This is a genomic window from Streptomyces malaysiensis subsp. malaysiensis (assembly GCF_040653035.1).
Taxonomy (GTDB): Bacteria; Actinomycetota; Actinomycetes; order Streptomycetales; family Streptomycetaceae; genus Streptomyces; species Streptomyces malaysiensis.
Window position 1 is genome coordinate 15,353 of the sequence record NZ_JBEZNG010000006.1, and the last position, 17,874, is coordinate 33,226.

Annotated in this window: 17 protein-coding genes; 12 read left to right on the plus strand and 5 right to left on the minus strand. The window is 71.6% G+C overall.

Features of this window, described 5'->3' with window-relative positions; translation table 11 throughout:
• Window positions 1-24 precede the first annotated feature (24 nt).
• The 6 genes from AB0E24_RS14415 (at window position 25) to AB0E24_RS14440 (ending at window position 5,361) form a co-directional block, all read left to right on the plus strand.
• Window positions 25-354 (plus strand): antibiotic biosynthesis monooxygenase family protein, encoded by a 330-nt coding sequence (locus tag AB0E24_RS14415; protein WP_069869168.1) that lies wholly within the window; start codon window positions 25-27, stop codon window positions 352-354.
• A gap of 579 nt (window positions 355-933) precedes the next feature.
• Complete coding sequence (locus AB0E24_RS14420) at window positions 934-2,130, plus strand: helix-turn-helix domain-containing protein (RefSeq protein WP_359377087.1); 1,197 nt, start codon at window positions 934-936, stop codon at window positions 2,128-2,130.
• Window positions 2,131-2,242: 112 nt separating this feature from the next.
• Window positions 2,243-2,977 carry a response regulator transcription factor gene (locus AB0E24_RS14425; protein ID WP_069869166.1) on the plus strand — a complete coding sequence of 245 codons (735 nt, stop codon included), beginning with the start codon at window positions 2,243-2,245 and terminating at the stop codon, window positions 2,975-2,977.
• Window positions 2,974-3,750 (plus strand): sensor histidine kinase, encoded by a 777-nt coding sequence (locus AB0E24_RS14430; protein WP_359377090.1) that lies wholly within the window; start codon window positions 2,974-2,976, stop codon window positions 3,748-3,750. Before AB0E24_RS14425 ends, AB0E24_RS14430 begins: the two co-directional genes overlap by 4 nt.
• A 121-nt stretch (window positions 3,751-3,871) precedes the next feature.
• The gene (locus tag AB0E24_RS14435; RefSeq protein WP_347213683.1) at window positions 3,872-5,116 is read left to right on the plus strand and encodes a cytochrome P450; all 1,245 of its coding nucleotides are present in this window, start codon (window positions 3,872-3,874) and stop codon (window positions 5,114-5,116) included.
• Between the two features lie 47 nt (window positions 5,117-5,163).
• Window positions 5,164-5,361, plus strand: a complete 198-nt coding sequence (locus AB0E24_RS14440) for a ferredoxin (protein ID WP_347213682.1) — start codon at window positions 5,164-5,166, stop codon at window positions 5,359-5,361.
• Window positions 5,362-5,396: 35 nt separating this feature from the next.
• Here AB0E24_RS14440 and AB0E24_RS14445 read toward each other — a convergent pair whose 3' ends face one another.
• A complete protein-coding gene (locus tag AB0E24_RS14445; protein WP_079257425.1) occupies window positions 5,397-6,620 on the minus strand; it encodes an RNA-guided endonuclease InsQ/TnpB family protein in 1,224 nt (407 codons plus the stop codon).
• Between the two features lie 29 nt (window positions 6,621-6,649).
• On the opposite strand from AB0E24_RS14445, the gene AB0E24_RS14450 reads away from it, so the two are divergent.
• From AB0E24_RS14450 to thrS, 3 genes are all read left to right on the plus strand, one after another.
• Complete coding sequence (locus AB0E24_RS14450; RefSeq protein WP_107471709.1) at window positions 6,650-6,808, plus strand: Arc family DNA-binding protein; 159 nt, start codon at window positions 6,650-6,652, stop codon at window positions 6,806-6,808.
• An 84-nt stretch (window positions 6,809-6,892) separates the two neighbouring features.
• Complete coding sequence (locus AB0E24_RS14455; protein WP_187286878.1) at window positions 6,893-8,083, plus strand: NAD(P)/FAD-dependent oxidoreductase; 1,191 nt, start codon at window positions 6,893-6,895, stop codon at window positions 8,081-8,083.
• Between the two features lie 281 nt (window positions 8,084-8,364).
• Window positions 8,365-9,696 carry a threonine--tRNA ligase gene (thrS, locus tag AB0E24_RS14460; protein ID WP_435865280.1) on the plus strand — a complete coding sequence of 444 codons (1,332 nt, stop codon included), beginning with the start codon at window positions 8,365-8,367 and terminating at the stop codon, window positions 9,694-9,696.
• 263 nt (window positions 9,697-9,959) lie between these two features.
• On the opposite strand, the gene AB0E24_RS14465 is transcribed toward thrS, so the two are convergent.
• Together AB0E24_RS14465 and AB0E24_RS14470 are read right to left on the minus strand one after the other, a co-directional pair.
• Window positions 9,960-10,349 (minus strand): hypothetical protein, encoded by a 390-nt coding sequence (locus AB0E24_RS14465; RefSeq protein WP_359377096.1) that lies wholly within the window; start codon window positions 10,347-10,349, stop codon window positions 9,960-9,962.
• Window positions 10,346-11,035 (minus strand): hypothetical protein, encoded by a 690-nt coding sequence (locus tag AB0E24_RS14470; RefSeq protein WP_283886787.1) that lies wholly within the window; start codon window positions 11,033-11,035, stop codon window positions 10,346-10,348. Before AB0E24_RS14470 ends, AB0E24_RS14465 begins: the two co-directional genes overlap by 4 nt.
• A 126-nt stretch (window positions 11,036-11,161) precedes the next feature.
• On the opposite strand from AB0E24_RS14470, the gene AB0E24_RS14475 reads away from it, so the two are divergent.
• Window positions 11,162-11,728: a GNAT family N-acetyltransferase gene (locus AB0E24_RS14475; protein ID WP_359377101.1), complete on the plus strand. Its 567-nt coding sequence runs from the start codon at window positions 11,162-11,164 to the stop codon at window positions 11,726-11,728.
• A gap of 695 nt (window positions 11,729-12,423) precedes the next feature.
• Here AB0E24_RS14475 and AB0E24_RS14480 read toward each other — a convergent pair.
• Window positions 12,424-14,514 (minus strand): MFS transporter, encoded by a 2,091-nt coding sequence (locus tag AB0E24_RS14480; protein ID WP_093702599.1) that lies wholly within the window; start codon window positions 14,512-14,514, stop codon window positions 12,424-12,426.
• Between the two features lie 161 nt (window positions 14,515-14,675).
• Between AB0E24_RS14480 and AB0E24_RS14485 the strand changes: the two genes are divergently transcribed.
• A complete protein-coding gene (locus AB0E24_RS14485) occupies window positions 14,676-15,689 on the plus strand; it encodes a peptidoglycan-binding domain-containing protein (protein ID WP_359377104.1) in 1,014 nt (337 codons plus the stop codon).
• A gap of 138 nt (window positions 15,690-15,827) precedes the next feature.
• A complete protein-coding gene (locus tag AB0E24_RS14490) occupies window positions 15,828-16,478 on the plus strand; it encodes an HAD-IA family hydrolase (RefSeq protein WP_359377106.1) in 651 nt (216 codons plus the stop codon).
• A gap of 661 nt (window positions 16,479-17,139) precedes the next feature.
• Here the strand turns inward: AB0E24_RS14490 and AB0E24_RS14495 are convergent.
• The gene (locus AB0E24_RS14495; RefSeq protein ID WP_069869157.1) at window positions 17,140-17,721 is read right to left on the minus strand and encodes a TMEM165/GDT1 family protein; all 582 of its coding nucleotides are present in this window, start codon (window positions 17,719-17,721) and stop codon (window positions 17,140-17,142) included.
• Window positions 17,722-17,874 lie beyond the last annotated feature (153 nt).

The following is a 17,874-nucleotide window of genomic DNA, read 5'->3' on the forward strand; positions in this document are numbered from 1 at the left end:
CGCCCGCCGCGTGAGAGGTGTCCTGTGCCCAGCGTCGTAAAGATCAATGTCCTGACCGTGCCGGAGGAACAGCGCGAGGTGCTGGAAAAGCGCTTCGCGTCCCGCGCCGGGGCCGTGGAGAACTCCGACGGCTTCGAGTGGTTCGAGCTGCTGCGCCCGGTCGAGGGGACCGACCAGTACCTCGTCTACACGCGCTGGCGCAGCGAGGAGGACTTCCAGGCGTGGATGGAGGGCCCCATGAAGGCCGCCCACCAGCGCGGCGGCGAAGACGCGCCCCAGCAGAAGCCCGCCGCCTCCGGCTCCACCCTGTGGTCCTTCGAGGTGGTCCAGCAGGCCGCCCCCAAACAAGGCTGAGCCGAGTCCCCGCGCGCCCCTCGCCGGCCCCCTGCCCTTGGCACGGGGGCCGGCGATTTCGTACCGCCCGTCAGAACGACTGGCGGCCGGTCACTCGCGCCGGTACACATCGGACGCACTGGCATGGCGGCCACACCGACGTCTCCAGCGGCCTCAGGGGCTCGGTGGACTTGACCACGCGTGTCGGCCCGTAGGTCTTCCCGCTGTCCCCGTGACACACGCATGGTCATCATCGCGCGGCCCGTCACCGGGCCGCCCCACCGTGAAACGGGCCCTCGTGGTGCCGCTGGAGTTCGACGAGACAGATGGTCGCCCACTTTTGATCCCCGTTGCGCCTTGCTTCGGCTTGCTGCCGTAACAGCGCCCCGCACACATCGCAGTCGCCGTCGGGCGGCATGTTCGCGGGTGGGGTGGCTGGGCTAGTGTCCGACACGTTGTCGCTCCTGTTAGCGATGGCCATGCCCCCGGGCCGGTCGCACGGTCGCGGGGGTCCTCACGTACGTAAAGACAACCGCGAATGTGCGGTCGCGGGTGGTGACCACGTGGTGACTGCGAGGTGACAGCCGTACCCTGGTCACCATGGACAGCGGGGAGTTCAGCCAGAGAGTCCGCGACTTGCTTCGCGACCGGGACATGAGCGTCCGGGCGGTTGCCCGCCACCTGAACTACGACCACGCCTATCTGTCCCGCGTGCTCTCCGGGAAGCAGCGGCCATCGACGCAACTCGTCGCGGGATTGGACCAGTTGCTCAGGGCAAACGGGAAACTCGCCGAAATCGCGGCACGAGTGACGCCCCCAACGGTTTCGTCGGAAGTTGCTGAATCACCGGCCATCACTGATCGGATACTCAGACTCAACGAGGCACGTGGAGCCGACTTCGCACACGCCATCCGGGAGACCTCCCATCGGCTGGTCGTCCTGGACAACGAACTCAGCGGAGTATCCATCGCAGAGCCCGCAGGCCGTGCGTTCAAGGTCGTGCATCGGCGGCTCGGAGCCGGAGACTACGAGCCGCGGTATGAGCGCGACATTCAATCGGCCGCCGCGGAACTCGCCGAAGTCGCCGGCTGGGCTCTTTTCGACGCGGAAATACACGGCGCCGCCCGGCGCTTCAACCACGAGGCGCTGTTCCTCGCCAACCTCTCGGGGGACCGCTCCATGGCACTGCTGACGCTGCAAAACATGGCGATGCACAGTGAATGGTGCGGACGGAACCAGGAGGCGCTGTCCATCGCCCGGTCGGTTCTCAACCGTAGACGGCTGTCCCCGCGTGTCGAGGCTATGTTCCGCATCCGTGAAGCGAAGGGACTGGTCGGCACGGGACGTACGTCGGATGCCATCGAGTCGCTTCAACGTGCCCGGTCGCTCATCGAGGACCGTAACGATGTCGGCGAACCGGACTGGTCATGGTGGGTGACCCACAGGGAAATTGACGGCCACTGGGGTCACACTCTTCAGATCTCAGGTGACGTACAGAAAGCCATCGAGCGGCTACTGCAATCCGCACAGCCAGGGAGTGGCGTCGCGACCGGCTACGCCGGTATGTCATCCGCACGGCTCGCACAATGCCTACTGGATGTCAATGCCTGGCGCGACGCGGAAGACGTCGTCAGGTCCCTGGTCACCGCCGCACCCGGAATCTCCTCGGAACGGACCCTCCGCCTCATCGGTCACGTCGCCAAGCAGCACGAAAAACTGACCGGCGCGCCGCCAAGCCTTACGGACACTCTTGAGCACCTGGCGGAAAAGCTCGACGAGGACCCATTCACGCTGTGATGTGGGAACGGCACACCGCGAACCGTCATGGAGGCCCCGCCCTGTCCGGATCTCGTCGGTCGCGGTCAAGGCCCCCGTGCCCCGGAACGGTCGGTTCACGTAGTGTCGTGGCGTGTACGGGAGTGTCAGCGAGAAACCGGCGCCCGCCCGTGGCAACGGGCAGCGCATCCTGGTCGTCGACGATGAATCGAGAATCGCCGAACTGCTCTCGACCACCCTGGAGCTGGCCGGTTACCGGGTCGGCACCGCGGCCACCGGCGGGGAGGCGCTCGACCGGGTCGGGCGGGACCGGCCCGACCTGGTGATCCTCGATGTGATGCTGCCCGATCTGGACGGCTTCACGGTGTGCCGGCGCCTGGTCGCGGCCGACGAGAACCATCCGCCCGTGCTCTTCCTCACCGCCCGCGACTCGCTGGACTCGCTGGTCACCGGCCTCGGCATCGGTGGGAACGACTACGTCACCAAGCCGTTCCGGATCGCCGAGGTGCTGGCCCGGGTGCAGGCCCTGCTGCGCACCCGGAACCAGCGGCGCGAGGAGCCGTCGCCGAGCTACGCGGATCTGGTGCTGGACGATACGACCCGTCAGGCGCTGCGCGGGCGGCGGGCGCTGGAGCTGACCCCGGCCGAGTTCAGGCTGCTGCGCTATCTGCTGGTCAACGCGGGGCAGGTGCTGTCCAAGGAGCAGATCGGCGAGCATCTGTGGGTCGCGGACCACGGGCGGTACGGGGACAACGCCATCGAGAAGCTGGTCTCCCGCCTCCGTCACAAGGTCGACGAGACCGGGCCCGCCCTGATCCACACCCGCCGTGGCTTCGGCTACTGGCTCGGCCGCCTCGCCTCCGCGTGAACGAGGGCCATAGGGGCGAAGGCCACGAGGACGGCCAGGCCCGCGGCGAGGACGCCTACGAGCGCCAGCAGCGGCTCGAGGTCCTGCTGCACGAGCTGCGCACCTCCCTGACCACCATCCGCGGCTGGGCCGAACTCCCGCTGCAAGGGCTCAGCGACGACCCCGAGCTGATGGTGCGCGCCCTGCGCCGTATCCAGGACGAGGCCGACCATATGCACCAGGCGGTGCAGCAGGTGTTTCCGCCGACGGATTCCTCCTGGGTACGGCCGCTGGACCCGGAGCCGGTGGATCTGCGGGACGTGGCCGACGAGGCGGTGGCGGATCTGGGGCTGCTCGATCCCGAACGTCCCATCGCCCGCGAGAACTGCGGCCGGGCGACCGTCGTCGCCGACAACCGCATGCTGCGGCACGCCGTCCGCAATCTGCTGGGCAACGCGCTGCGGCACACCCCCGCCGGGTCCCCGGTGACCGTGGCGGTGCGCGGTCCGGTGGCCGGGGCCGGTGGCCGGCCGTGTGTGGAGCTGTCGGTCAGCGACCAGGGGCCGGGCATGAGCCCGCGCGATATCGCCCGGCTCACCTCCCCCCGCGCCGAGGACGGCCGGGTCGAGGACGGCCGGGTCGAGCTGGGCGGCGGCCTCGGCCTCACCATCGTGCGGCGGGTGGTGGAGCGGCACGGCGGCGAGGTGAGCGTGCGCAGCGCACCGGACCGCGGCACGACGGTCACTGTGGCCTTCCCCACAGTCGGCACGGTCAGCGATTCGTCAGGTAACTGACCGGGGGGTGTCAGGTCGAGCGGGTTCGCTGGTCATCACGTCCCCGTAACGCGAAAGTTCCCGTTCCCCTGACGCGAAGGTTCAGGCTCCGCTCCCGTCGGAACCCCACCCGAGGAGAGACATGACCGAGACGCTGGCAGAGACCACGACCGAAGCGGAAGAGCCGCTTCCGGAGTTTCCGATGCCGCGGGCGGCCGGCTGCCCCTTCGACCCGCCCCCGACCACCCGGGCGCTGCACACCGAACGGCCGGTCACGCGTGTACGGCTGTGGGACGGCAGCGCCCCGTGGCTGGTGACCCGGTACGCCGACCAGCGCGCCCTGCTCGGCGACCCGCGGGTCAGCTCCGAGGCCACGCTGCCCGGGTTTCCGCACGCGAGCGCCGGCTTCCGCGAGAACGCCGGGCGGCGGCGGTCCTTCATCACCATGGACGACCCCGAGCACGCCCGGATCCGCCGGATGGTCACCGGACCGTTCGCGATCAAGCGGATCGAGGCGCTGCGGCCCGAGATCCAGAAGATCACCGACGATCTGATCGACGCCATGCTGGCCGGGCCGACCCCGGTGGACCTGGTGCGCGCGCTCGCGCTGCCGCTGCCGTCGCTGGTGATCTGCAAGCTGCTCGGGGTGCCGTACGAGGACCACGACTTCTTCCAGCGGAACAGCTCGCTCCTGATCAACCGGCACTCCTCGGTCGAGGACGTGGTCGGCGCCAACGAGGCGCTGACCGACTATCTGGAGGGGCTGGTCGTCGCCAAACTCGCCGACCCCGCCGACGACATGCTCTCCGAGCTGGCCGGGCGGGTCAGGGCCGGTGAGCTGACCCAGCGCGATGCCGCCAACATGGGCGTACTGCTGCTGGTCGCCGGTCATGAGACCACCGCCAACATGATCGCCCTTGGCACCGTCGCCCTGCTGGAGAACCCTGACCAGCTCGCCGTCCTGCGGGAGACCGATGACCCGAAGGCGATCGCCAGGGCCGTCGAGGAACTGCTGCGCTATCTCACCATCGTGCACAACGGCAGGCGCCGGGTCGCGCTGGAGGACATCGAGATCGGCGGCGAGACCATCCGCGCCGGGGACGGGATCATCGTCTACACCGGCACCGGCAACTGGGACGCCGAGGTCTTCCCCGAGCCCGAGCGGCTGGACATCGGCCGCGACGCCCGCCGCCACATAGCGTTCGGCTTCGGCATCCACCAGTGCCTGGGCCAGCCGCTCGCCCGGGTGGAGCTCCAGGTGGTCTACGGCACGCTCTACCGCCGTATCCCCACCCTGCGGCTGGCGACCGGGATCGACCAACTACCGTTCAAAGAAGACGGTTTGGTCTACGGCGTCTACGAGCTGCCGGTCACCTGGACGTCATGAGCGGCGCGGGCGGCGGTGTAGGCAGCGGCGAGGACAAGGGAGTCACCATGCGTGTGGAAGTCGATGTTCCCAAGTGTGTGGCGTCGGGGCAGTGCGTGATGATCGCGCCCGATGTGTTCGACCAGCGGGAGGAGGACGGCATCGTGGTGCTGCTTGACGAGCGGCCCCCGTCCGAACTCCACGCCGATGTGCGGGAGTCCGCGGTGGTCTGCCCGGCGGCGGCGATACGGGTGGTCGAGAATTGACGTCCTCCCCCTCCTGAAGGAGGGGGATTCCTGACTCAGGCTCCCTCCGGGAGCAGCGCTCCCGGAGGTCTTACGCCCTCAACACCAGCCGGGATGAGACCAGCCCGGACCAGCATCACACGTGCGGAGTTCTTGTCCCTTGGGGACATGACTCCGCACGCGGTGCAGGTGTAGGTACGTTCCGAAAGAGGAAGTGCGTGCTTGGTTCTCGCTCCGCACGACGCGCAGTCCATCGTGGTGTGCGCGGGGTACACGAGGCGGACGTCCCGCCCGTGCTTGCGACCCATCTCGATCAGGGTCGTCTTGGTGGTGCTTATCGCCGCGTCGGCCGCTTTGCGGGCCATAGTGGTTCTGGCGAGGAACTTCGGCCGGAAGTCCTCCACGGCGATGGCGTCGTGGTCGCGGACAACCTTCTTCGCCCACTTGCGTGCGGTGTCCTGCCGCCGGCGGGCGACCTTCTTGTGCATCTTCGCGGCCTGCCGCCGCGCCTCGCGGTAGCCCCTGGACGCGGCCTGCCCACGAGCGGGCTTCCGGCGGCCCATCATCCGCTGATAGCGGGCCAGGCGCTGTGCCGCGGTCTTCCCGTGCTGGACGTGCGGAAGGTCGTGGTCGTCAGACGTGGTGGTGGCGGTCTCCTTGACGCCCCAGTCCACGCCGATCACTCGACCGGTGGCGGGGAGCGGCCGCGTCTCGGCGGCGACGACGAACGAGGCGTACCAGTGCCCGAGGCTGTCCCGGTACACCCGTACCGAGGACGGCGCAGATGGCAACTCCCGCGACCACACCACCGTCACAACGATGCCGCCCGCCAAGTGCAGACGACCGTCCTTCAGCCGGAAGCCCCGGGTGGTGTAGTTCAGGGTCGGCAACGCCTCCCGCTTCTTCTTCGGCCGGGGCATGCCTGCACGCTGCCAGACCGGCAGTCGCTTCTCGATGTCCTTGAGTGCCTTGGAGCGGGCCTTGGCGAAGTCCCGGATGGTCTGCTGCTGCGGCACCGAGGCGCCCTCGCAAAGCCACGGCGTCTTGGCGCGGGCTTCGGTCAGCATCTTGTCCAGTTGCGCCGGACCGCAGGTCTGCTTCTCGGGGTGCTGCCGGTTGTGTACGTGTACCTGGCGGGACTTGGCCACGCACTCGTTCCACACCCACCGACACCGGTCCCACTCGGCCCGCAGCGCCGTGCGAGCGGTCGACGACATGCGAAGCCGATAGGTGTACCGGACATGCCCGGCATCTCCCGAACCCTTCCGCAGTGTCGCCATGACACCATTTTACCACTACGCTCGGTTTCATGGACCATGAAGTACGCATCACGCTCCGCCTACCCGCCGACCTTCACGCGTGGCTGGTCGCCGAGGCCAAGCGCGCCCGCAGGTCCCTCAACTCCGAGATCCTGCACCGGCTTGAGGCCGGGCGCGGCGACATCTCGGCAGACAACGAATCGCCCTGACAGCGATTCCACTTTCCTTGCCCTGCTCCGCAGGGGTCCCATTCCTTCCCGGCTCGAAGGCCGGGGCATCCTCGGAGGTACCCGGTGAAACAGCTTGTGGTGGTCGGCGCCTCCGCCGCCGGTCTGGCGGCGGTGGAGACGCTGCGCCGGGAGGGCTACGAGGGCACGCTCACGCTCATCGGCGATGAGCCGTACCACCCGTACGACCGGCCACCGCTGTCCAAGCAGATCCTCGGCGGCCAGTGGGAACCCGACCGGGTGCCGCTGCGCTCGGCCGCCGATCTGGACGCGCTCGGCCTCGATCTGCGCCTCGGCGTCACCGCGACCGGCCTCGACCTCGCGGGCCGTACGGTGGCGCTGGCCGATGGGGCGCGGGTGCCGTACGACGGCCTGGTCATCGCCACCGGCGTCCGCCCGCGTCGGCTGCCCGGCGACGGCGCGGAGCGCGCGCATGTGCTGCGCACCCTGGACGACGCCCTGGCCCTGCGGGACCGGCTGGGCCCGGGGCGGCGGCTGGTGGTGGTCGGCGCCGGGTTCCTCGGCGCCGAGGCGGCCGCCGTCGCGAGCGGACTCGGTACGGAGGTGACGCTGCTGGAGCCCGCGCCCGTGCCGCTGGCCCCGGCGGTCGGCGAACGGGTCGGCCGGATGCTCACCCGCGCCCACCACGACCACGGCGTCGATCTGCGCACCGGGGTCATGGTGGCCGAGGTGGCCGACGGCGGGGTGCGGCTGTCGGACGGCACGCTGGTCGAGGCCGACGAGGTGCTGGTCGCGATCGGCTCGGTGCCCAACACGGGCTGGCTGGAGGGCAGTGGCCTGACCCTGGGCGACGGCCTGGAGTGCGACGAGTACAGCGCCGCCGCGCCGGATGTGTACGGCGCGGGGGATGTGGCCCGCTGGCACAATCCGCTGTTCGGCACGGCGATGCGGATCGAGCACCGGACCAACGCCACCGAGCAGGGCATGGCCGTGGCCCGCAACCTCCTCAGCCCGGAGGCGCGGAAGCCGTTCGCGCCGGTGCCGTACTTCTGGTCGGACCAGTACGACTTCCGGATCCAGGCGCATGGCTGGCTGCGCGGCCATGAGGAGGTCGCGGTCGTGGAGGGCGCGCTGGAGGAGCGGAAGTTCCTGGCCGCCTACCGCTCGGGGGACCGGGTGGCCGGTGTGCTGGCCGTCGGGATGCCGCCGAAGGCGGTGCGCACATGGCGGCAGGCCGTCGCGACGCGGGCCGCGTGGCGGGACGCGGTGGGGGAGCTGGTGCGGGAGGGGGCGTAGGCCCGGGACGGTCACGGTGAATCGGGGGCTGGGCGGTACGGCCGCCGTGCGCTGTGGCTTGGGCGGTACGACCGCGTAAGCCGTTGGCTGGGCGGAACGGCCGCCGTATAAGCCGTGGCCTACCGTGGGCCGGTGTGGTTCGCCGTCGGAAAATTGGCGGGCGGGGCGCGCCGGGCCTTGCTACCGTGATCGGCATGAAGCGCGCTGGCACTGCCATGACGACGACGCCGGAGAGTGTCCCGGCGCGCTGACCGATGTTCTGATCCGAAGCCCCGGGGCGAGTGCCCCGGGGCTTCGCCGTGCGGTCACTCGCCCGATGTCCATCGGCGTACCCGCGACGTCCGCCGCGATGCGCACCGACGTCCAACGAGGAGACCGCGATGCCCGACCACCGCAAGCTCGGCCGTGAACTGGGCCTGTTCGACACCGACCCGCTGATCGGCGCGGGCCTGCCGTACTGGCTGCCCGACGGCGCGACCGTACGGCACACCCTGGAGGAGTACATCCGCGACGCCGAGCGGCGGGCGGGCTACCGGCATGTGTACTCGCCGGTGCTCGGCAAGCGGGAGCTGTACGAGCTGTCGGGGCACTGGTCGCACTACAGCGACGACATGTTTCCCCCGATGGAGCTGGGCACCGAGCCGGGCGCGGAGCAGGTCGTGCTGCGTCCGAGCCTGTGTCCCCACCATGCGGTCATCTACCGCTCCCGCGCCCACAGCTACCGCGAACTGCCGCTGCGGATGGCCGAGTTGGGCGGGATGTACCGCTCGGAGCTGTCGGGGGTGCTCGGCGGGCTGACCCGGGTCCGGGCCATCCAGCTGAACGACGCCCATATCTTCTGCACCCTGGACCAGGTCGCCGACGAGGCGGGCGCGGCCCTGGAGCTGATCCGCCGGGCCTATGAGGCGCTCGGCATCGTCCCGGCCCGCTATCGGCTCTCCCTCCCGGGGCCCGGTGGCAAGTACGTCGCCGCGCCCGGGATGTGGCGCCGGTCGACCGCCCTGCTGACCGACGTCCTGGACCGCTCCGGCCTGCCGTACGAGGCCGAGGAGGGCGAGGCGGCGTTCTACGGCCCCAAGATCGATGTGCAGGTGGCGGACGGCGCCGGCCGGGAGTCCACCCTGTCCACCGTCCAGGTCGACTTCCACCAGCCCGAGCGGTTCGATCTGCACTACGTCGGCCCGGACGGCGCCCGGCACCGTCCGGTCATGGTCCACCGCAGCATCATCGGCAGTGTGGAGCGGGCCGTGGCCCATCTCATCGAGGAGCACGGCGGGGCGTTCCCCGCCTGGCTGGCCCCCACCCAGCTGGTGGTCCTGCCGATCTCCGAGGCGGAGCTGGAGCAGGCCGAGGAGGTGGTGCGGCGCTGCGCGGGGCTCGGGCTGCGCGCGGAGCTCTCCGGACCCGAGCGCGGCAGCCTGGGCGCCCGGATCCGCGAGTACCGCCTCGTCCCGTACCAGGCCGTCATCGGCGCCAGGGAGGCGGGCGAGGGCCAGGTGGCCCTGCGGCTGCGGGACGGCCGCAGGCTGGACCCGCAGCCGGCCGGGGAGGCGCTGGCGCGGATCGGCGCGCTGGTGGGGGCGCACGGCACCGAGCTGTGGGACGCGGCGTAGCGGCGCGGGGGGGGTGCCCGATGGATCGCGCCGCCTGCGGCGGGCTGTTCCCCTCCCCGCCCCTTCCCACAACTGGGGCTCCGCCCCAGGCCCCGGGTTCCGGGGGAGCCTCTGCCACGCGGCGGAGCCGCATATCGCCGCTTCGGCGTCACCCGTCCCCCAGCCCCTCCGGCGATTGAGGAGCGGGGCCCGGGGCGGAGCCCCGGTTTCGGGGAGGGGCGGGGTGGGGAACAAGCAGCCGCCCACACACCCCCGTACGGCCGTCAGATGCTGATGAGGCGCTCCAGCACATTGCGGTAGCCCCGCATCGCCAGGCGCAGCTCTTCCGTCTCCGAGACGGCCGCGTCGTTCTCGTGCCAGGCGGCTCGGAGCGTGGCACGGCGTTCGGCCAGGAGGTCGGTGAGCCGGGTGACCACCTCCGTGAGCAGGGTGTCGGCCTCCTCGACGGCGCCGCGTGGGGAGTCCACGAAGCCGCTGACCGAATACCGCAGCCGCTGGACCAGCTTGTCGTGCACATCTTTCGGCAGCACCGGAAAGCTGGGGCCGCTCGGGGTGCTCGACGGCTGGGCGGGGGCGGCGGGTGCGATGGGTGCGGCGGGTGCGGTGGGTGCGGTGGGTTCGATGGGGTCCGTCGGGTCCGTCGGGGCCGTCACCACGCGCCGCCCTTCCTGGTGTGGCCGAACCGCGTCCCGGTCCCGGCGCCGCCCCCGGGCAGCCACCGCTGGAGCCGGTTACCGCTGTGCCGTTCGCCGTGGTGGTGCTGCCGTGCGGTCTCGGGGCGGGTCGTGGCGTGGTGCGGGGGCCTGACCAGGTCCTCGAAGAACGGCCGGGCGTGCACCACGGCCTCGCGCAGCTCCTCGGTGTCGGCGCGGCCCTCGCGGGCGCGCGCGGCCGAGTCGTGGATCTGCCGGTAGCCCTGGATGTGGTCGGCGTGGTGTACGGACAGCGCCGCGATCTGCTCCTCGTAGCGGTTCGATGGATAGCCTCGGTCGTGGGCGAGGCGGGCCAGCAGCCGATCGGCGCCGGTCACCGAGCGTTCCGGGGATTCGATGAACAGCTCCTGTATACCGGCCCACTCGGCCACGTACCGCTCGCGCAGCTCACCGGGCAGGGGCTGGGTCCGCAGCTCGCCGTAGAGCCGCAGCCGTTCCTCGAGCTCACGCTGCGCCGCCTTGGTGTCGCCCGCGTGCTGGGCGACGTTCAGTTCGTACTCGGGTCCGAAGCGGCGGCGCAGAGCGCGTTCCCTGCGGCCTGCGCCCGCACGGACGACGCGGACGATGAGTGCGGCCGCGAGGACGACCGCGACGACAACCACGATGCTGATCGCACCAGTTGACATGGGCTGCTTCTGCCTTCCCGCTGGCTTTCCCCCTCCGCGTTCGGGGGCTCCTTTATCCGGGTAGCCCGGTCTTCGGCCCTCAAACTGCGGTGCGGCGCGGGGGTGGTGGGTGCCAGGATGCCGACCATGACGAGTACGCCCTTTGCCCAAGCCGGTTCGAGCGGCGACGCGTATCCCCCGTATCCCCCGTATCCCGCGTCCCCCGCGTGGACGGTGGCCGCGCGGCCCGTCGACGATCCCGTCTCGGCCGTGCTGCTGCGTGAGTACCTCGTCGATGTCGCCGACCGCTACTACCAGCTCCACGAGGGCCGGGACTCGACGCGGGAGGAGATCGAGCAGGCGCACGCGGAGATGCCCAGCGACGATCTCGCCCCGCCGGGTGGGGTGTTCCTGCTGGCGCACCACGACGGCGAACTCGCCGGTTGTGCGGGGCTGCGGCTGCTGGACGCGCATACGGCGGAGCTGAAGCGGGTGTTCGTACGGCCCGCCAAGCGGGGGCTGGGCGGGGGCGCCGCCCTGCTCGCGGCCGTCGAGGCGGCGGCGGGCGCGCTGGGCGCCGGGCGGATCGTGCTCGATACCCGGCGCGATCTGGTCGAGGCGCGTGCGTTGTACGCGCGGCATGGGTATCGGGAGGTTCCGGCCTTTACGGAGGGGCCGTATGCCGAGGTGTGGATGGGCAAGGAGTTGGGCTGAGGCGAGGGGGCGTCGGGCGTTGAGGTGCTGTGTTCGGCTGGGTGCGGCCTTCGTCTCGCGCCTCCGGCGCAATTGAGCAGAGGCCCGGGGGCAGCGGCACCGGTCCGCCGCCGGGCGACGGGCCCGTGGGACGGGACGCTGTGCGTCGGAGTGCCGTGTTCGGCTGGGTGCGGCCTTCGTCTCGCGCCTCCGGCGCAATTGAGCAGAGGCCCGGGGCGACGGCACCGGTCCGCCGCCGAGCGGCGGGCGCGTGGGACGGGACGCTGTGCGCCGGAGTGCCGTGTTCGGCTGGGTGCGGCCTTCGTCTCGCGCCTCCGGCGCAATTGAGCAGGGGCCCGGGGGCAGCGGCATCCGTTCGTCGCCGGGCGGCGGGCCCGTGGGGCGGGACGCTGTGCGCCGGAGTGCCGTGTTCGGCTGGGTGCGGCCTTCGTCTCGCGCCTCCGGCGCAATTGAGCATGGGCCCGGGGGCGACGGCACCGGTCCGCCGCCGGGCGGCGGGCCCGTGGGCTGACGGACCGGTGGTCGGTGGGTCGATCCGCCGCCGAGCGGCGGGCCCGTGGGCTGACGGACCGGTGGTCGGTGGGTCGATCCGCCGCCAGGCGGCGGGCCCGTGGGCCCGGGGGTCCGGGTACCCCTTCGTAAAAATGCTTGATGTGGCGCAACTACCTCATCAAGGGTCTACGGCCCGAAGGGCCCTACGTTCGCGGTGGGGGTGGGCGGCGGTGGTCGGGGCGGGGGCTGCCCTCTCTGGGTTGTTCCGCGTCGGAGCCGCACAGTTCGTGTGTCAGCTCGTTCACCAGCTTGGTCAGGTCGGTGGGGCGGTCGGGTGACCACCAGTCGCCCAGGAGTTCCGCGAGGGACGCCTCACGGGCCCGGTAGAGCCGGGTCGCGGCGTCGCGGCCGTCGTCGGTGAGGATCAGTTCCAGCCCGTAGCGGCGGCCCAGGCCGCGCTCCTCGATCTGCCGGGCCGCCTCGGTGATCTCCCTCAGCGGTACGGACGAGCGCGCGGCGAGCAGGGCGGGTTCGACCGAGCCGTAGTGGTGGATGCGCAGGAGCATCCAGCTCGCGGCCGGTCTGATGTCGAGGTCGGCGCGCCGGGTGATGTCCACGTAGATCTTCCGGCGGCCCTCCCGGCTGCCGAGCAGGGACAGCGCCCGCGCGCATTCGTCGCGCGAGGTGCGTTGGACGGGGTTGCTGGCCAGTATCTCGCTGCCGTCCGGCGCGGTGACGCTGCCGCGCAGCGGCTCCTCCCGGAGGTACCAGGCGAGGAGGAAGGCGACCAGCACGACCGGCACCGCGTACAGGAAGACATCGGTGATGGAGACGGAGAACGCGTGCCGCACCGCCGCTTGGTCCGCCGGGGGCAGCCGGCCGAGGGTCCGGGGGTCGGAGGTGAGGGAGCCGGGCGTGATGCCGGCCGGCAGACGCCGTCCGGCGAGGGCGGTGGCGATCTGCGGGCCGAGGTTGTTGGCGAAGATCGTGCCGAAGACGGAGACGCCGAACGAGGCGCCGATCGAGCGGAAGAAGGTCGCGCCGGAGGTGGCGACGCCCAGGTCCTGATAGCGGACGGAGTTCTGCACGATCAGCACCAGCACCTGGATGACCAGGCCGAGACCGCAGCCGAAGACGAAGAAGTACGCGCTCATCTCCACCAGCCCGCTGGACTCCCGCAGCTGGTGCAGGAGCAGCAGGCCGACGGCGGTGACCGCGGTGCCCAGGACCGGGAAGACCTTGTACCGGCCGGTGCGGCTGACCAGATGGCCGGAGACGGTGGAGGCGAGCAGGGTGCCGAAGACCAGCGGCAGCAGATGGAGGCCGGACATGGTCGGCGAGACGCCCTGCACGATCTGGAGGAAGGTCGGCAGATAGGTCATGCTGCCGAACATCGCGAACCCGACTATGAAGCCGATGACCGCGCAGATCGTGAAGGTGCGGCTGCGGAAGAGCGCGAGCGGCAGCACCGGCTCGGCCGCGCGGGTCTCCACCCGTACGAAGGCCGCCAGCAGCAGCAGGCCGACCACCGCGAGCCCGACGATCTGCCAGGAGCCCCAGCCGAAGGTGACTCCGCCGAGGGAGGTCATCAGCACCAGGGCGGCGGCGACCACGGCGATCAGGAAGGTGCCGAAGTAGTCGATGGTGTGCGCGGCGCGGCGCACCGGGATGTGCAGCACGGAGGCGACGACGAGGAGGGCGACGATGCCGATGGGCAGATTGACGTAGAAGACCCAGCGCCAGCTGAGATGGTCCACGAACACCCCGCCCAGCAGCGGCCCCAGCACACTGGCGGCGCTGAAGACGGCGCCGAAGAGGCCCTGGTAGCGGCCGCGCTCACGGGGCGGGACGATATCGCCGACGATGGCCATCGACAGCACGATGAGGCCGCCGCCGCCCAGCCCCTGCACCGCGCGGAAGGCGATGAGTTCCGCCATGTTCCTGGACAGCCCGCACAGCGCGGAGCCGATCAGGAAGAGGACGATCGCGGTCTGGAAGAGCTTCTTACGGCCGTACTGGTCGCCGAGCTTGCCCCACAGCGGGGTGGCGGCGGTCGAGGCGAGGAGATACGCGGTGACGACCCAGGACAGATGCTCCAGACCGCCGAGGTCGCTGACGATCGTGGGCAGCGCGGTGGAGACGATCGTCTGATCGAGCGCGGCGAGCAGCATGCCGAGCAGCAGCGCGCCGATGGCCACCAGGACCGAGCGCCGCGGCCGGCCCTCTTCTGGGCCGCGGGTCACGGCGCCGGGGGCTCCGGGGGGCGGAGCCGGGCTGCCGGCGTCCCGCGCCATGGCTGTTCCTCCTCGATCCTCCGTCCCCTCCTCATCCTCACCCCATCCTCACCTTTATGCCCTGTTACGGCCCGCCGGGCCGGTCCGCACGGCGGGCGAACACCTGCGCGGAAGGGGATCGCCTGCGCATAATCGCAGCGACTCCAGGGAGGGAAAGTTCCGTGACGGCAGAGTCCTGCCCGCACTGCTTCGCACCGGCGCGCGCCAATGGCCGCCCCGGTTGTACGTGCGCCGAACGCGCCGCCGCGTCCGTCGCGACGGCAGGCGAGACCGATGACCAGACCCATACGCAACCCATCGCGACGCTCTCGGAGGAGCGCCCGGACGGACCGGATCCACGTGATCTGCGGCTGTTCGAGGAGGCCGAGAGGGCGGAGCGGGAGAAGGCGGAGAAGGGGGGCACCGAGGAGACGCGGATGATCGACCGCGTCGAGGAGAGACCCCGCGGGGATGAGGACCAGGGCGGGGACGAGGTCGAGGACGGGGACGAGGCGGCGGCCGGCGACGCCGACGGGCACGGCCCCGGCCACGCCCGTCACCGCAAGAGCAAGCGCAAGGTCGTGGCGACCGTGCTGGCGGGGGCTGCGGCCGTGGCCGTGGCCGGTTCGCTGGCGATCGGCACCGGGCTGCTCGGCGGTGACCAGAAGGACGACGGCGGCAGCGGTGCGAGCGAGCACACGCTGGCCGACAGCACCGTCAGCCCTCCGGCCGAGGAGGAGCTTCCGGCCGAGGAGGCGGGCGCGCCGTCCGGCACCCCCTCGGCGAGTGCGACGCCCCACCCCTCCGTGTCCGGCTCGGCGCGGGCGAGCGCGAGCCCGCGCGAGGGCGGCCCCCCGGCCACCGCCCGCTCCTCGGCGTCGGCCTCCGCGACCAGCGAGGCGACCAAGCCCGGACCGAGCGCGTCCGGCGGCCCGACCGCCGACCCGTCCGAATCGTCCGAGCCGCCCGGCCCGCCGGTGCTGCGCGAGGGCGACAGCGGGCCCGAGGTGGCCGAACTCCAGAAGCGGCTGACCCAGCTGCTGCTCTATATCGGCGTGGCGGACGGGGAGTACGACGCGGGGCTGCGGAGGGTGGTCTCCAGCTACCAGAACCAGCACGACATCACGGACGATCCGGACGGCGTCTACGGCGAGAACACCCGCCGCGACCTCGAATCCAGAACCGACGAGCCGTAGAGGGGCCCCGCCCCCACTGGCGCAGATGGGCCACGCTTTGTATCGTGAAGGAACAAAGTGGTTCCGCCCGCTCTCCCTGACCGGCGGGCGGAGCCGCTTGTCTCCTCGCTCATCCCGCGCCCGCGACCAGGAGTCTCGATGTCCCTCACCGCCCGCGCACTCCTCCTCGACATGGACGGCACCCTCGTCAACTCCGACGCCGTGGTCGAGCGCTACTGGCGGCGGTGGGCGGCCGAGCAGGGGCTGGACGCGGAGCGCGTACTCGCGATCGCCCACGGGCGGCAGGCCCACGCGACGATCGCGGCGCTGCTCCCCGACCGGCCGGTCGAGCGGAACCTGGCCGACAACCAGCGGATGCTGGAGGCGGAGACCACCGACCTCGACGGCGTCGTGCCGGTGCCCGGCGCGCCCGCGTTCATGGCCTCGCTGACCGGTCTGCCCCACGCCCTGGTGACCTCCGCCGACGAGGCACTCGCCCGCGCCCGCATGGGCGCCGCCGGGCTGCGGCTGCCGGAAATCCGGGTCACCGCGGAACACGTCGGCGCGAGCAAGCCGGACCCGGAGGGCTTCCTCAAGGGCGCGGCCGAACTGGGCTTCGCCCCCGCCGACTGCATCGCCTTCGAGGACTCGCAAGCCGGCATCGCGGCGGGCCGGGCAGCCGGAATGCGCGTGATCGGCGTGGGCCCACGCGCCGCGACACACGCCCCCGACGTACACGTCCAGGACCTGGAGCAGGTACACGTCGAGGCACTCCCGGACGGCACGCTACGAGTCCACGTCCAGGACTGACCCTCGCGCCGACGGGGGCGCCGCCCCGGACACCGGAAACGCCCCGGACGCACGGCCGTACGGACGCCCCGGGCGCGCGGTCGCCCCGGGCGCACGGACACCGGGGCTCGCGGTCGCGCAACGCCCGGACACCCGAGCCCCGCCCGCCGGACACCCCGGACCCCAGGTGTGCGGAAGCCCGGCCTTCGAACGCCGCCCGGAAGCCCTTGCGCCGGACCCCCGGGCACACGACCCGCAGATGACCCGGGACACCCGGGCCCACGGAAACCCGCCCGCCGAGACGCTCCCAGGCGCCCCGGACGGCCACGCGCCCGGATAGCCAGACGGCGCGAACTCCACCGGAAGCTCGAACGCCCGCGCGCCCCGTGATGCCCGGGGCACGCGGGCGTGTAGCCGCCGTACGGGCACCCGGGGCACCCGTCCGCGGAAACCTGTCCGTGGGGACTCCCCGCGCGCCCCGGACAGCCGCGCGTGCGGATGCCCAGGCGCGAGGGAACCCCACCGGGCGCCCGAACGCCCGGTCAGCCCGGCGCCCGGGGGGGGCGCGTAGACGCCCCACGTCCCCGGATGCGTGGAAACCCCGCCCGGCGTGCGGGGCGCTGGGGTGTCCGGACACCCCAGCGCCCCGGACAGCCCCGACAACCAAGCCATTCGTGGGCGCTCAGGCCACGATGGCCTCGTACAGGCTGAAGGCGCCCAGGGCCAGCATCACCAGGGCCGCGATCTTGGTGATCAGTCGCAGGGGGACGTATCGCATCAGGGTGCGGCCGCCCAGGATGCCCAGTCCGGCGACCGCCCACAGGGCCAGCACGGCGCCCACGCCCACGGACAGCGGGTCGTCGTAGCGGGCGGCGAGGTTCGCGGTCATGATCTGGGTCAGATCGCCGAACTCGGCCACCAGGATCAGCATGAAGCCCGCCCCGGAGACCTTCCAGAAGCTCTGGTCGGCGGGCTTGCGGACCTCCTCCTCGCCGTCGTCCTTCTTGAGGAGCAGCACCGCCGCTCCCCCGAGGAAGAGCGCCCCCACGATCGCCTCCAGCAGCCGGTGCGGCAGCAGGGTGAGCACACTGCCCGCCGCGATCGCGAGCCCGACGTGGATGGCGAAGGCGGCGGCCACGCCGACGAAGACGTACGACGCGCGGTAGCGGGTGCCGAGCATCAGCCCGGCCAGGGCGGTCTTGTCGGGCAGCTCGGCGAGGAAGACGACGCCGAAGACCACGGCGGCGACGGTGATACTGAACACGGAATGGATACCTCGTAGATCGGGCCGCACCAAGGGCCCCGGGGAGGGATCGCTTCGGCACGGCAGCGTCGGACACTGCGGCCGAAGGTCTCGCTGGCGCACGGCCTCCGCGTCGCGCGGTGGTTCCGTACGCTCCGGGCGCCGGCCCGCACC